This is a genomic window from Nocardia sp. NPDC006630 (genome assembly GCF_040611495.1).
GTDB lineage: Bacteria > Actinomycetota > Actinomycetes > Mycobacteriales > Mycobacteriaceae > Nocardia.
Genome location: NZ_JBEXOK010000003.1, coordinates 266970 through 281287 on the forward strand (window position 1 = coordinate 266970; position 14318 = coordinate 281287).

The 14318-nt window shown below is 65.2% G+C and carries 9 protein-coding genes and 1 pseudogene; 5 read left to right on the forward strand and 5 right to left on the reverse strand.

Annotated features, from left to right (window positions below):
- Positions 1 to 9: 9 nt before the first annotated feature.
- Complete coding sequence (locus ABZX86_RS09405) at positions 10 to 900, forward strand: DUF1295 domain-containing protein (protein WP_355121752.1); 891 nt, start codon at positions 10 to 12, stop codon at positions 898 to 900.
- Positions 897 to 2006: an FAD-dependent oxidoreductase gene (locus ABZX86_RS09410; RefSeq protein ID WP_355121754.1), complete on the forward strand. Its 1110-nt coding sequence runs from the start codon at positions 897 to 899 to the stop codon at positions 2004 to 2006. The genes ABZX86_RS09405 and ABZX86_RS09410 overlap by 4 nt, the downstream gene beginning before the upstream one ends.
- Here the strand turns inward: ABZX86_RS09410 and ABZX86_RS09415 are convergent.
- Both ABZX86_RS09415 and ABZX86_RS09420 read right to left on the reverse strand, forming a co-directional pair.
- Positions 1999 to 3486, reverse strand: coding sequence for a phospholipase D-like domain-containing protein (locus ABZX86_RS09415; RefSeq protein WP_355121756.1), 1488 nt, complete (start codon positions 3484 to 3486; stop codon positions 1999 to 2001). The genes ABZX86_RS09410 and ABZX86_RS09415 overlap by 8 nt on opposite strands.
- A gap of 121 nt (positions 3487 to 3607) precedes the next feature.
- The gene (locus ABZX86_RS09420) at positions 3608 to 4984 is read right to left on the reverse strand and encodes an AarF/ABC1/UbiB kinase family protein (protein ID WP_355121757.1); all 1377 of its coding nucleotides are present in this window, start codon (positions 4982 to 4984) and stop codon (positions 3608 to 3610) included.
- A 170-nt stretch (positions 4985 to 5154) separates the two neighbouring features.
- On the opposite strand from ABZX86_RS09420, the gene ABZX86_RS09425 reads away from it, so the two are divergent.
- Positions 5155 to 5796 carry a TetR/AcrR family transcriptional regulator gene (locus ABZX86_RS09425; protein WP_355121759.1) on the forward strand — a complete coding sequence of 214 codons (642 nt, stop codon included), beginning with the start codon at positions 5155 to 5157 and terminating at the stop codon, positions 5794 to 5796.
- Between the two features lie 180 nt (positions 5797 to 5976).
- Here ABZX86_RS09425 and ABZX86_RS09430 read toward each other — a convergent pair whose 3' ends face one another.
- Positions 5977 to 7134: an alpha/beta fold hydrolase gene (locus ABZX86_RS09430; RefSeq protein ID WP_355121761.1), complete on the reverse strand. Its 1158-nt coding sequence runs from the start codon at positions 7132 to 7134 to the stop codon at positions 5977 to 5979.
- A gap of 391 nt (positions 7135 to 7525) precedes the next feature.
- Here ABZX86_RS09430 and ABZX86_RS09435 point away from each other — a divergent pair, with 391 nt between their 5' ends.
- Together ABZX86_RS09435 and ABZX86_RS09440 are read left to right on the forward strand one after the other, a co-directional pair.
- Positions 7526 to 8083, forward strand: a complete 558-nt coding sequence (locus tag ABZX86_RS09435; protein WP_355121763.1) for a YdcF family protein — start codon at positions 7526 to 7528, stop codon at positions 8081 to 8083.
- 87 nt (positions 8084 to 8170) lie between these two features.
- Positions 8171 to 9679 (forward strand): DUF222 domain-containing protein, encoded by a 1509-nt coding sequence (locus tag ABZX86_RS09440; RefSeq protein WP_355121765.1) that lies wholly within the window; start codon positions 8171 to 8173, stop codon positions 9677 to 9679.
- Positions 9680 to 10477: 798 nt separating this feature from the next.
- Here the strand turns inward: ABZX86_RS09440 and ABZX86_RS09445 are convergent.
- Positions 10478 to 11718, reverse strand: a pseudogene (locus ABZX86_RS09445) (helix-turn-helix domain-containing protein).
- A gap of 192 nt (positions 11719 to 11910) precedes the next feature.
- Entirely contained in the window at positions 11911 to 14103 is a 2193-nt protein-coding gene (locus tag ABZX86_RS09450) for an MMPL family transporter (protein WP_355121767.1), read from the reverse strand.
- Positions 14104 to 14318 lie beyond the last annotated feature (215 nt).

The window sequence follows — 14318 nt, forward strand, 5'->3', positions numbered from 1 at the left end:
GGTCATCGGATGAGCAAGACCGAATCGATTGTGCGTGTCGGGATCGCCTATGTCCTCGCCTTCGGGGCGGGCGGTGCGTGGCTGGCCTGGGGGCCGCGGACCGGTCAGCTCTGGCTGGATGGGTTGATCGCCGATCTGATCGCCACGGTTGTGGTCTTCGCGGCCAGCCGGATGCACAAGAATTCGAGCTTCTACGACGCCTACTGGAGTGTGCTGCCGCCGCTGTTGCTGGTGGCCTGGTGGGCGCGGATCGGGGATGACGGAGACCGCACACGCGCCTGGCTGGTGCTGGGCGTGATGGTGTTCTGGGCGATTCGGCTGACCGGTAACTGGCTGTACGCGTTTCCCGGTCTGCACCATGAGGATTGGCGCTATCCGATGCTGCGCGCCAGGGCGGGCAAGGCCGAGGCGGTCGCCGACCTGATGGGCATTCACGTGTTCCCTACTCTGCAGGTCTTCGCCGGGATGCTCCCGGTGTATGTGGTGCTGACCAACACCGATCGCGGGATCGGCTGGTTGGACATCGTCGCGTGCGTGGTCGGTATCGGTGCGGTGGTGCTGGAGTTCATCGCCGATCTGCAGATGTACCGTTTCGCGGCGCATCGCCGCCCCGGCCAGGCGATGGATCGGGGACTGTGGAGTTGGTCGCGGCATCCGAACTACTTCGGCGAGTTCAGCTTCTGGCTCTCGCTCGGGCTCTTCGGACTGGCTGCCGCACCACAGGACTGGTGGTGGGTCTTCCTCGGCGCGATCGGTATGTTCGCGATGTTCCAGGGGGCGAGCATCCCGATGATGGAGCAGCGCAGTCTCGAACGCAGGCCGGACTATCAGGATGTGATCGACCGGGTACCGCGCTTCGTTCCGCGTCCCCCGCGCAAGCAGCGGGAGTTCGTGGCGTGAGCAGCCCTCGCATTGTGGTCGCGGGTCTCGGCGACACCGGTCTGCTGACCGCCATACACCTCTCGAAACATGGCCGCGTGGTTGGTATTTCGAGCAAACCGGGACTGGTCAGCGGTCAGGAGCTCGGTATGCGCCTGTCCCGCCCGGGAGAGTGGGCCCGCGATTACTGGGTGCCCTTCGATCGTTATCAGCGGCTCGACCCGGTGCGAATCGTGCACGGCACGTTGACACGGTTGGACCTCGCGGCACAGCAGGTCCAACTCACCGGATCAGACGGCGCCGGGGCTATCGAGCCGTACGACGTGCTCGTGATCGCTACCGGCGTGACGAACGGCTTCTGGCGGCGGCCGGATCTACAGACCAGCGACCAGGTCGCAGCCGCGATCGCCGCGGATCACGAAAGACTCGCGGCCGCCGACTCGGTCATCGTGCTCGGCGGCGGGGCCGCTGCGGTGAGCGGCGCCCTGAACGTGGCCACCACCTGGCCGGAGAAGCGGGTGGACCTGTATTTCCCTGGTGAGCGCGCGCTTTCGCACCACCACGGCAGGGTGTGGAGCACGCTGAGCAAGCGGCTCGAACGGTTGGGTGTCGGGTTGCACCCACACCATCGCGCGGTGGTGCCGGACGGATTCGGCTGCGACGAGATCACCAGCGGAACCGTCGAATGGAGCACCGGGCAATCGGCGAGCAGTGCCGCTGCCGTGCTCTGGACGGTCGGCCGGGTCACTCCGAATACGACTTGGCTGCCGGACGAGCTGCTCGACGAAAACGGTTTCGTCGTGGTGGACGAGTATCTCCGGGTCCCCGGCGCGCCGGGCCTGTACGCGATCGGAGACGTCGCGGCGACCGACCCGCTGCGCACATCGGCCAGAAGCCGCGCCGACGGCCTACTGGCACACAATATTCGGGCCGACCTGGCGGGCGGAACACCGAAGCCGTTCGTACCGGCAGCCCGGCGCTGGGGTTCGGTGGTGGGCACCCAGCGCAATAGCCTGGAGGTGTTCAGCCCGGGCGGTCAGGGCTTCCGAATCCCGGCGTGGTCGCTGCTGCAACCGCTCATCGTGCGGCGCGGCATCTACGGCGGGGTCAGAAAACCGGTCAGCTGAGCGGATCCGGCCCGGTGGCCTTCAGGCGGCGCAGACCCCAGCTCAGTAATGGGTTGTCCCACAGGCTCGGTGGGGTGCGTTCAGGATCCATCAGTTCGTTCTCCGCCAGCGGACTGTCCTCGTCCTCGACCGTCTCCGGATCGAACCGCACCAGGGTCCGGCCGCTGCCGCGCAGGGCTTCGACAGTGCTGCGGAGTGAGGACGTCTCGGCGAGGGTGGCATCGAATTTCGCGGGCTCGGCACCGAGATGTTCGCAGATCAGCTGACGCCGGATGCCGAGGATGGTGTCGCGCAGCAGATCACCGTTCGCGGTGTCCGGGGTGACCTCGACGACCAGATCGCATTCGGAGTCGAAGCCCATCGAACGGTTGTTGAGGTTCGACGAGCCCACCCGCAGCAGCCGGTCGTCCATCACCAGCACCTTGGCGTGCACATAGATCGGTGCACCGGCCGCGGTGACGGGATAGTAGACGCCGAGCCGGTTTTCGGTATCGGCCTGCCACAGCAGGTGCAGTAGGCGCCGGCGGGCTCCGTCCATCGCCTGTTGCTCGAGCCAGCCGTCGGCGTGCCGCGGCAGCACCAGCACGATCTCCGGGCCGTTCGGCTCGCGCAGCCGTGTGGCGATCGCCTCGGCGAGGTGGCGCGAGGCCAGATACTGGCTCTCGATGTACAGCGATCGCTCGGCGCCCGCGATCGCCGCCAGGTACAGCGCCTCGATCTCACGGACTTCGGCGCGGTCGGCGAGTGCGGGCAGGGTCCGTGCGATGCCCACATCGACGGACCGCATTGTCGGCTCGAGGCCCTCCGGCCACGGTGTATCGCCGCCGATCTCGTCGACCGCGTCTAGTTCCTCTCCCGTGGCCGCTTTCCATCGGGCCCGGGCCAATTCGCCGATCGCCTTCGCCGCGTCGCCGTCGACGGCGGTGGTGGCATCGTGCCACGGTCCGTACCGATTGCCGCTCGGCTCGGTCCGGTAGTGATTGTCGTCCCGGTGGTCGCTGGTGTCCCAGCGGTCGACGGTCATATCGATGCCGCCGCAGAACGCCAGCGCATCGTCGATCACCACGATCTTCTGATGATGTGCCGAGCCGATCGGGTGCGCGGCATCCATTTCGAAGTGCAGTCGCCGATCGGTCATCCAGTTCGCGACGAAGATCGGCGTCATCCCGCGGCCGATCGCCGCGAATGCGCCGATATTCCATTTCAGCAGGTAGATCTCGAGATCCGGGCGCTGCTTCGGCAGCCAGGACAGGAATTTGCCCAGCCGATCCGGACCCTCGAGGGTCTTGTGCTGCGGTTCGAACTTGATCCGGGTGTCGAAGTCCCAGCCGATCAGCACAATGCGCTTGCGGGCCTGCAGCATCGCGGACTTGGCGTGCCGAAAATAGTCGGCCGCATCCACAATGCACGCCAGGCGGTCGGCCTGCGCGATCTGCCAGCAGGTCTCGCCGGGGGTGAGGATTTGGTGCTCGTCGCTCATACGCAGTCAGTCCCCTCGTCCGGCCGGACACCCGTCCCCGCAGGTGAACAATTCACAGTACTGCGGTCGCGGATCTCAGTTCCATTGGGCAGGTGCGGTTTCCAGCGGACTGCGGTGGCCGTCACATTCGGCGCGAGGCCCGCCACCGGGCGATCTCGCGGCCGATTTCGGTGGCCGGGGGCTCGTCGTAGAGCCACTCGCGTGCGATTCCATGCCAGTTGCCCCTCGTCCTCAGCTGACCGAGCGCGGCGAAGGTGAACAGATCCGCCCGCCGTGAGAAGACGTGCTCGGGCGGCAGCATTTGCTTACGCATACCCCGGAATTCGACGGATCTGGGGTTGACGGCCAGTATCACCGCCCCGGTGGCGAGCTCGGGGGTGATGGCGATCTCCTCGTCGAGCAGATGCCAACCCGCTGCGGCCCAGACGTATTCGAGGCATTCCCGCGGGGTGACGCCCGCATGCGGATCGATGATGCCGCGCTCCACCCACAGCTGGTACAGATCGTCGGCGCGGTGTTCGCCCGCGGCCCGCAGCGCGGTGCGTTCGAAATCGACGTGTGCCGGATCCATTTGGTTGTAGAGCCCGAAATCCACGAATCCGAGACGGCCGCTCGCATCCAGCAGAATATTGCCCGGATGCGGATCACCGCAGAATTCGTAGTCGGTGAACAGTGAGCAGATGTAGAAACGGTAGATGAGCTCGCCGATTCGATTCCGGTCGTCGTCCGGCAGTGCCTGGATCCGATCGAAGGACTCCGCCTCGAGGAACTCCGTCACCAGAACATTTGGCGCACAGTACTCTTCGATACTGTCGGGGACGACGATGAACGGATGATCGCGGTGGCGCATTGCCACTCGATGCTGGGTCCGCGCCTCGCGCACGTAATCGAGTTCGCCGCTGATATTGCGGGCGATCTCGTCCAGTACGCCGGCATCGGCCGCGCTGGGCAGCGCGGACTTCCAGAGCTTGCTGAAGAATTCCAGATTGCGCAGGTCCGCTTGTACGGCCTCGTCCACACGGGGGTACTTCGCCTTCACCGCGACCGCTCGCCCGTCGTGCAATGTCGCCCGGTAGACCTGGCCGATCGAGGCGGCCGCGATCGGCGTCTCGTCGAATTCGGCGAAGACTCGCGCCAATGGCCCGAGATCGTCCTCGATGACCTTCCGCATTGCCGTGAAGGACACCACGGGCGCACGATCGCGGAGTTCGGCGAGCTTGCCGCGGAACAATTCGCGATGCGATTCCGGAACCAGGTCGACGTCGAGCACCGAGAGCATCTGCCCGAGTTTCATCGCGGCGCCCTTCATACCGCCCAGCACCGTGACCAATTGCTGTGCGGCCTGCAGGGAGGATCGTTCGGCGAGAATCCGCCGGGCCTCCTCGGGCTGTCCGATCATCGACAGCCTGGTCCCGACCCCGCGCACGGCCTGCCCCGCCGCCAGACGGCCCAGCTGACTTCCGCGTGTGAGTCGCCCTTTGGACACCCGATCGGCCATCTGCGCACCTCCGCAGGCCTGCGCGCAGCGGCCGCACGCCGCGATCGGCGCCCGTGCCGTGCCACGTCGGCCATAAATTCCTGTGGCGCAATAACTTACAGCCTATTAGCGATCTTCGACAGCCTAAGATGAGCAAAGCTCAATTTTCACGATACGGCAGGGAGGCCGGGATGCCGCCGAAAGCACGACAGCGTCGTCGTCCGACCCAGGAGCGTTCGCGGGCGACCAGGGAGCACATCCTGGACACCGCGTCGCGATTGTTCGGTGAACGCGGAATCGCCGACACCTCGACGAACAGGATCGCGGCGGAAGCGGACGTCAGCATCGGCACGGTCTATCGGTATTTCTCCGATCGCAGCGTGATGGTGGACGAATTGCTCGCGCGACTGCTCGATCAGCTCGAGCGGCGCTTCACACAGTGGCTGTCCGGTCTCTCGCAGCAATCGAATCCACAAGAGCCGCTGTCGACGAGGCGGGTGATCACCGAGGTCTTGGAGGTGTTCGCCGAAGAACTCGTCGTCAATGCGAAATTGGTGCGTGCACTCGTTGCGGGAGTGCAGTTCTACAACAGTGGTCTCCCGGAGTTCGAGACTCGCCTGCACCTGCTGATGAAGGTGCTGTTGATCCAAATTCTCGGGCCCGGTGACGATCACCAATACGACGTGATGACATTCGTTCTGGTCAATACCGGGTTCGCGGGGGTATTGCGCGCATCGGCGCTGGAGGTCGACAGTCACGAACGTCAAGAGGCGGTCGCCATGACCGCGCAGATGATGGCCGCGTGGATCGAGTCCGAAACCGGGCGGCGCTAGGGAGGACAGGCGCATGCCCACCGGGTTCAGGGCAGATCCCGGTGGGCGCGCCCGCAGGCTTCGGACCCCGTACGTGTCACCGAAAGGGGGTCCGGACGCACTAGAGCCGGTGCGAGCCTGCGGAGAGTACCGGGCGACATCGGGAGTCGGACGACATCGGCGCCGGTACGGCTGTGAGGGTCAGAGCGATCCGCCGCCGCCGATGACCCAGGGGTTGAAGGTGCACTGCAGGTCCGGATGTTGCGCCGGATCCAGTGCCCGCAGCGCGATCGACAACGCTCGCGGCGAGTACATGATCGTCAGGTGATCGGACACGTCTTGTTCGCAACCGTCCTGCAGCAGGATGTTATCGACGTGCGCACCCGGACCGGCCTTGAGGAAGGTCAGATCGTAAGGGTTGGTGACCTCGTCGTAGCGGGTACCGACCACGGTGTAGTCGATGCCGGGCACGGTGTCACCGCCTGCATTGAGCTGGTTGACGAAATCCGAGCCGATGGTCTGCTGGATACCCGCGTGGCCCACGAACAGCTCGACGAAACCGAGGACATCGATGCCGAAGTTGTTGACCGCCCGGCCCAATGCGCCGATGCCGTCGAGCGAGGTGCCGTGGTTGGTGGCGCCGTAGGTGATCATGTGCTGCACCTTCGGGCCGCCGCCCTCGAACTTGGTGTACCAGCCGGCCATCGGTCCGCCCTGGGAATGCGCGACGATATCGACCTTCGGGGCGCCGGTCGCGGCCAGCACCCGATCCACGAAGGTGGCCAACTGTTTTGCCGAATCCTGGATGTAACCGGTACCCATGACACCCGGCAGCACCGAGCCGAGTCCGCCGCCCTGGGCGATATTGGACCGGCCGTAGTTGAAGGTGAAGGTGCAGAATCCGGCGTCGGTGATCGGCTTGCTCATAAACGCGAAACCGTTGTAGGCGTTCATCCACGTGCCGTGCACAAGCACCACCGGGCGCGGGTGTTCGGCGCTGGGTTTGCAATTCCAGTCGTTGGTTTCCGGGGGCGCGGCATCGGGGTTGGCCAGACCGTACCCGAAGGCCGCCGTCCATGACGTCATGGCCGGGCCGTAACCCTGTGTGTCGGAGGAGTATCCGCCCGACAGCCCGGAGCTGGACCCGGACCCGCCGAAGCAGTCACCGGAACCGTTACCCGATCCCGCGCCACTGCCGGAGGTGCATGCCGATCCGGTGCCGACGCCGGCGACCGGTCCCGCCTGCTTCAGTCCCGCCGCGATGTAGTCACCCAGCTGCTGCTCGGTCGGCGCCGCATCCGGTGCGGCCTCAGCGCTCGTTCCGGCGAATCCGACCGCCAGCAGCGAGACCCCCGTCATGACCGCCGCTCGTATTGCCCTGGGGCGGGTACTTCGTTTTGCCCTTGGGCGGGTGCTTCGTTTCATTTCGTGCCTTCCTGCAGCCCGACGTACGTTCGAGTTCCGCTGCCGTGTGGGAGTTTCGGCACCGAATCCGGGCTTACGCTAAGCCCGGTGGGAGGGCGTCAGAAGGCACTGCGACGGGGTTCGGACATCTCACGAAACCGATGGACGCTGTTCATGAAGTGCGACAATATGATTCATCGGGAATGCCGTCACAAATTTGCACGACCGGCGCAGTGACATTTCCGGATATGGGAACTACTTCCGCACAGTCGCATTCGGGTGACGAATCATCGACGACACCGGCTGTCCGTCCGGTCTCAATTCGCGTGAAACTTCTGGAGTTCCCGTGCGCGACTTTCCATTTCCCCGCCTCATCCCCCGTTTTTCGAAAGCGGCGCTGACCGCCGTCCTCGCACTCGGTGTCATCGCGTTCAGCGCACCGACCGCCCACGCCGACCAGCCGGTCCCGCACGGCCCCGACACCGCAATCGTCATCCTCGGTTTCGGCCTGCAGCCCGACGGCGCCCTGCGACCGGAACTGATCGACCGATTGCGCGCAGGCTACGTCGAAGCGTTCGTCTCCGCGGCATCACCGGTCATAGTCACCGGCGGCAACCCCCAATCCGGCATCACCGAAGCCCAAGCCATGGCCAATTGGCTTACCTCCCACGGCCTCCCACCGCAGCGCATCCACCTCGAACCCGCCGCCCGCTCCACAGTCGAAAACGCCGAATACTCCGCCCAGCTCATGACCGAACTCGGCACCCCCAACGCCATCCTGATCACCTCGGGCTACCACATGCCCAGAGCCCTGGCCTCTTTCACCGCGGCCGGCATATCAGTCACCAGCACCTACTCCCCCGACGAGCTGTGGAACCTACTGAACTTCGGCCCGAAATCATAGACGAACAGCTCCTCCCGAATCTGAATATCCTTGTATCACAATACAATTAACCCTTCGAGGTCTGTTTTCGCGGAGTAGAATAGAGGCATGGAATCAGGGGGAGAATCCGCAATCGCGACCGGTGCAGCCGCACTGGTCGCGGCGGTCGATTCCCTCACCACTCTGCCGTTGATTCCGGTGTCGGACACCGACATTGTGGCGTTGATGCAGCAGATCGAGACCTGCACTCGCCGGTTGGCGTCGGTGCAGCGGGATCTGATCGTGCAAGCCTGCGCCCGGTCTTTGCCCGCTCTCAACGGGTCGGGTAGCCCGGCGTTGTATTTGCAATCGGTGCTGCACATTTCGCACGGGGACGCGATCAACCGGTGGCGCACCGCTGAGGATCTCGCGGTGTGGCATCGCGTCGGTGACGAGCCCGACGCGGCCCCGGTCCTGCCGAACGCGGCTCAAGCCTTGGACGAGGGTGCGATCTCCCTCGATCATGTGCGGGTGATCCGGCAGGTGATGAACCGGTTGCCCGGCAAGGTCGCGCCCGAAGCTCGCGCGTATGCCGAGAAGCAGCTCGCCTTCCAGGCCCGCGCCTTGGATCCGACGCATTTGCCGAGGATCGGGGAGATGATCCTCGGTTTCCTGGACCCCGACGGCAAGCTCACCGAGGACGCCGACCGGCAGAACCAGCGCAGCGCGGTTCTGAGCCCGCAACGCTACGACCTCATGTCCACCCTCACCGTCGAGCTCACCCCCAACGCCCGTGCGGCATTCGATGCGGTCATGGCCAAGCTGGCGCGCCCCGGTATGTGCAACCCGGCGGACAAGGAAAGCCCGTGGGCTGAGGATGAGGACAACCCGGTGCCGCGGGATGTGCTGGAGGCGTGCGCGGCTCGTGATGAGCGCAGCAAGGCCCAACGCCAGCATGATGCGTTGCTGGCGGTGTTGCACCCGGATTTCAACCCCGCCAAACTCGGTTCCCACCGCGGCCTGCCGGTGTCGACGATCATGACCATCGACATCGAAGATGTCGAACGCGCTACGGGGGTAGCGACATTGGCCACCGGTGGGCACATCCCGGTCGAGAACGCCCTCAAGCTGATGGCCCGCGACTCCAAGACGTTCGTGCTCGTGAAGAACAAGCACGGTATGCCCCTGCATATCGGGGAAATCCGGTTGGCGAACCCGGCACAACGGCTGGCATTGATCGCCACCGAGCGCGGGTGCACCCGCGCGGGGTGCTCGGCTCCGGCGAGTATGGCCGCCGCGCATCATGTGACCGAGTTCTGCAAGGGCGGACCGACCGACATCGAGAACCTCACTCTGGCGTGCGATCACTGCCATGCCCTGGTGAAGGACGGGCCACGTGGGTGGAAGACGATCAAACTCGGTGCGGATTCGGACTTTCCGGGCCGGACGGCGTGGATCGCTCCGGCGCATGTGGATCCGTCCCGGACTCCGCGGGTCAACCACCTGCATCACCCGGCCGAGTTGTTGACCGAGGCTCCGCCGTCGCTCCGGCCTCCCCGGGTGTGTCGTGCCTCGAGATTGCGACCGGTTCGGTACCGGGTGGTCGGCCGGGCCATCACACCCCCACCGCGACAATAGATTTCCCGCCCCTGGTGTCACCGACAGGTTGATCCTGTCGGTGCTAGAGGTCGTTGTCGCATCGGCTTTCGGGCCGGTTCGCTCGCCGAGCAATGACAACTCCACCGCGACAACAGGTTTCCCCGCCCCGGGCGCGGACTTGCAGGGCGGCAACATCTCCGAGGGCCACCACCGAATCTGCTCGCCCACCGGACCACACCACCACGCCAGACCGCGATTCTTCCCTGCCCCTGCCCCTGCCCTGCCCTGCCCGCCTGATCTCGCTCCTGCGGCAGGCTGTTGCCCGAGGTGGCCTTCCGGGTTCTTGTTCTTCGATCCCTTGTTTCCAGGCGTCCTTAGTCTTTTCGCTCTTGTCTTTTCGTGTTGTGTCTTTGAGACCGGACCACAGCCGGTCGACCCCGCCGGTACCGCAGGTATCTCCTTGGCCCGGAAGGTCAACCGGGTACCCCACCCGACGCCACCAGCACGGCCATCTCGGGCCCTGCCCGCACCCAGAAACCCACCACCGCCTCTCGGCGCAAGCAACCCAGGTGCACCGGCCTGCCTCGGCCTCGAATCCTCCCAAAGCCAACGGTTTCTATGCCGAAACGGTCGGTGCACCTGGGTTGCTTGCCTCCCGGACAGGGTTGGTCTGCAGGAGGGTGCGGGCAAGGCCCGAGATGGCCGTGCTGGGCACGTGGGGAGCCGTACCCGGCCTACCTTCCGCGGTTGGGAGAACTATCTGCGGTACCAGCTCGGTCGACCGGCTGTGGTGCCGTTCTCGAGAACAAATACAAAGACAAAGACGATGCGGTTGGGTTAGGCGGTTCGGTGGGTGTGGGTGTGGTCGCCGAAAGTTCGGGCTATCAGGGCTGCGCGGAGTTGCCAGAGGCCGGAGGTGGCGGTGGGGTCGAAACCTGTTAGTTGGCAGATGCGTTTTATTCGGTAGTCGACTGTGTTTGTGTGGATGTGCATTTGGCGGGCGGTGCGCTGGCGGTTGAGGTTGGTGCTTATGTGGCAGCGGAGGGTGTGTAGGAGTTCGGGGTGGGCGTCCAGGGGGTCCAGGAGGGCGCCTAGGGATTCTCGGCCTGGGCCGGGGCGGGTTAGTTGGTATTCCAGGGCCATATCGGCGAATCGGTACAGGCCGGCTAGCATTCCAGGCGTTGGACCATATCCAGTAGTTCGTGTGCACGGTCGGCGGCTGAGGGGACATCGACCGGGGGTGCGACTACTACTGCGGCGGTTACGGGGATTCGCGCTGCGGCCGAGAGGTGGGCGAGGAGTTCGTCCAGTCGGTCCGCGGTCGGTGATGTTGTGGGAATGAGGATTGTGCCGCCGTCCACGCTCAGGAGCGCGAGTGCGGTCTCGCCGCAGCGGGTGGCCAGTTCGGCTTGCAGGCGGCGCAGTTTGCGGCGGGCGACTACCTTGCCGTCGAGCATGGGGTGGCGCTCATCCGGGTGTTCCGGAATGTCCAGTGCCAGTACGCAATACTCGGCGGCGATGTCTATACCGCATTCGCGGGCCATCGTCGAGGTGGGGTGCCCGCCGAGCAGCGCGGACGTGAGGGTGTGCACGGCGCTGTGGTGCTCGCTGACGACCGCCTTGTGTTCGCGCACGTAGGCGCGGGCCACCGTCGCGCTGATGGTGTCGAGCAGCTCCACCACGAGCTTGGCGCCGTCCATCAGGTTGGTGTAATCCTGGGCCGTCGCGCCCGTGGCGATGAGGTCCATGCCGAATTTGAAGCCCTCGTGAATGGAGTGCAGGATCGTCTCGATCGGCACCCCCTCACGCGACCATCCGGCCGCGGCCTCCGACAGCCGTCCGGCCTTCGCCGGAATGTCCTGACCATCGAGCATGCTCACGGCCAATTCCAGACAGACCCGGGTGACACTGGTGACGTCACCGGAGATGACATCACCGGGCAGGGTGCCGCAGGGGATCACATTGTCGATGAAATGTCCTACCAGCTGCTGAGATACGGTCCCGACGTCTTGCAGCGGGCCGGACATCGGCTTACCGGAAACCGTCAGGCCCGCTCGAAGCGCTTCGTCGGTTGTCATCGTCGACTCCCTTCCGAGGTGATCTACCGCACGTTCACGGTGGAGTTCGAACTCTAAAGTGAAGATCAGCTCACCTTCTACTCCCTTTCGATCTCAGCGCCGATCGACCGCGAATCATGGTGATGGCCTGGGCAAAATGGGGTGAATGCACCACTCCGGCCCTATCCGCCAGCGGCGGATGGCAAGAACCACTCAGCTTTTACTATCGCTTTCGGAACCGCGCCGCAGCCACTTCGGCGCCCACCAGCACAGCTCACCGAGCAGCGTCATAGCCGCCGGCACCAGCAGAATCCGCAGCACGGTCGCGTCCAGGAACAGCGCGGCGATCATGCCGTAGGCGATGTACTGCATCATCAGCAGATCGGAGAAGGCGAACGCGCCGACCACAACCAGCAGGATCGCCGCGGCCGCGGTGATGATCCGGCCGGTGCGCACGGTGCCGATGCGTACGGACTCGGCGGTGGACGCCCCCTCCGCCCGCGCCTCGGCGATGCGCGAGAGCAGGAAGACCTCGTAATCGGTTGACAGGCCGTAGATTACAGCGACGACCACCACCAGGATCAGCGACATGATCGGCTGCGGTGTGAAACCCAGCGCCTGCGCGCCGTGCCCGTCGACGAAGATCCACGTCAGAATCCCCAGTGTCGCACCGAGACCCAGCAGATTGAGCACCGCCGCCTTGAGCGGCAGCACCAGCGATCCGAAGGCCAGGAACATGAGCACGGTGGTTGCCGACAGCACCAGCAGGAGCATCCACGGCATGCGGTCGGTCAGAGTCCGGAGACTGTCGTGCTGAACGGCCGGTGACCCCCCGACCAGCACCGTCGTACCTGGCGGCGCGGCGATAGAGCGCAAGCTCTCGATCGTGGCCGACGCATTGTGCGGATCGAGCAGCGGCGCGTCGGTGGTGAAAACATCCGGCTGGGTGCCGCTGCGCCGGGGCACGCCGAAGTGAGCTGCCAGGCCGGGTGTGTGATTCGCCTGCTCCCACACCGTTCCGGCAGCACGTGGATCGCCGGTGCGAATGATCAACTGCACCGGATCGATACGCCGCAGCGGGAACAGTTCGTCGAAATGCTGCTGGGCGACCCGGGTGGGATGCTGCGGCGGCAGGAACAGTTCACTGACACCGCCGAACCTGATATCGGCCACCGGCGCGATCAGCAGCAGCAATACCGCGCACACCGGAATCATTACGGCGAGTGGATGTTTCACGACCAGTCCGATGATGCGATGCCAGAACACCCCGGAGCGCGGCCCCGCCGCCCGGAACCAGCGCACCCCGAGCAGGTCCACTCGGCGGCCGAGGACACTCAGCAGCGCCGGCAGCACGGTCACCGCGGTGAGCGCGGCCAGGGCGACGGTCACCATCGCGCCGTAGGCGAACGAGCGCAGGAAGTTCTGCGGAAACAGCAGGACACTGCTGCTGGCGACAATGACGATGACGGCCGAGAACACCACGGTGCGCCCGGCGGTCGACACCGAACGCCGTACCGCGTCCCGCACCTCGTATCCTGCCGCCAGCTCCTCGCGGAAGCGACTCACGATGAACAATCCGTAGTCCACCGCGAGTCCCAGGCCGATCATCGAAACCACTGGGGAAGCAAAGGAATTCACCGCAACAGCCGAGGTGAATACACGCAGCACGCCCCAGGCCGCGAGTACGGTCAGGCCACCCGCGAACAACGGTAGTGCCGCCGCCACGACCCCGCCGAAAAGGAAGAACAGCAGCACCGCCACCGCCGGGATGGCGAGCAATTCCATCCGCCGCTGGTCCTCGGTCATGGTGTCCGTCAGTGCCGCACCGACGGCCTGCCCGCCGGCCACCTCCATATCGACCCCCGGCAGCCGGAAGGCGTCGGTCACCCTGTGGAAATTGCGAATGAGCGTGGTGTCATCGTCGCCCGCGATCGCGACGGAGGCGAAGGCGGCATCCCGGTCGGCCGTGCCGAAGATAGACCGTTGCGCCACACCGGTTTCGGTGGGCCAGTAGGCACCATTGATCTTGGCGATCTCGTCGGGATGGCGCTGCGGCAGGCTGTTCAGATAGCCCGTGACCGTCCGCGAGAATTCCGGATCATCAACCGTCCTACCGGCCGGGGCGTGGAACAGCAGAATCACATCGCCGGTGTGATCACGCCCGAAGGCCTGCTCCCGCAGGCTCATCGCACGCACCGATTCCGACCCCGGATCATCCCAGCCGCCCGAGCTCAGGTGGTCCGGTAATCCGAGGCCGTACCCGCCGAGCGCGAGCAACCCGGCGACCATGACGCCGAGCACCAGAAAACGCCGCCGGACCACGAATTCTCCCCAGCGTGCGAAACCGATGAACAATGGCCACTCCCAGCGTCGTTCGAATCGCGTGCCGATGCTACGGCCGATCACGGCGGGATGAATTCCGCGGCAGGCGATTCGTGGCCGCTCACAGTCGCGGTCGCCAAGGTTTGTGCCCTGGATCAACGTTCGAATTCCGGCGGTCGAAATCCCTGGCAGCGCACGTACTATCGGCCCACAACCCTGCACCGGCGCATCGGATGAGCGAAACCGTGCACAGCTGGGCGATTCTTCCGCTGTCCCCTCGGGTGAACGGCGGTGTCACA

What these genes read in the sequence shown, in the direction of transcription:
- ABZX86_RS09405 (WP_355121752.1), top strand. Translation starts at nt 10, where the DNA reads ATGAGCAAGACCGAATCGATTGTGCGTGTCGGGATCGCCTATGTCCTC.
- ABZX86_RS09415 (WP_355121756.1), bottom strand. Translation starts at nt 3,486, where the DNA reads ATGAGCGACGAGCACCAAATCCTCACCCCCGGCGAGACCTGCTGGCAG.
- ABZX86_RS09420 (WP_355121757.1), bottom strand. Translation starts at nt 4,984, where the DNA reads ATGGCCGATCGGGTGTCCAAAGGGCGACTCACACGCGGAAGTCAGCTG.
- ABZX86_RS09425 (WP_355121759.1), top strand. Translation starts at nt 5,155, where the DNA reads ATGCCGCCGAAAGCACGACAGCGTCGTCGTCCGACCCAGGAGCGTTCG.
- ABZX86_RS09430 (WP_355121761.1), bottom strand. Translation starts at nt 7,134, where the DNA reads ATGACGGGGGTCTCGCTGCTGGCGGTCGGATTCGCCGGAACGAGCGCT.
- ABZX86_RS09440 (WP_355121765.1), top strand. Translation starts at nt 8,171, where the DNA reads ATGGAATCAGGGGGAGAATCCGCAATCGCGACCGGTGCAGCCGCACTG.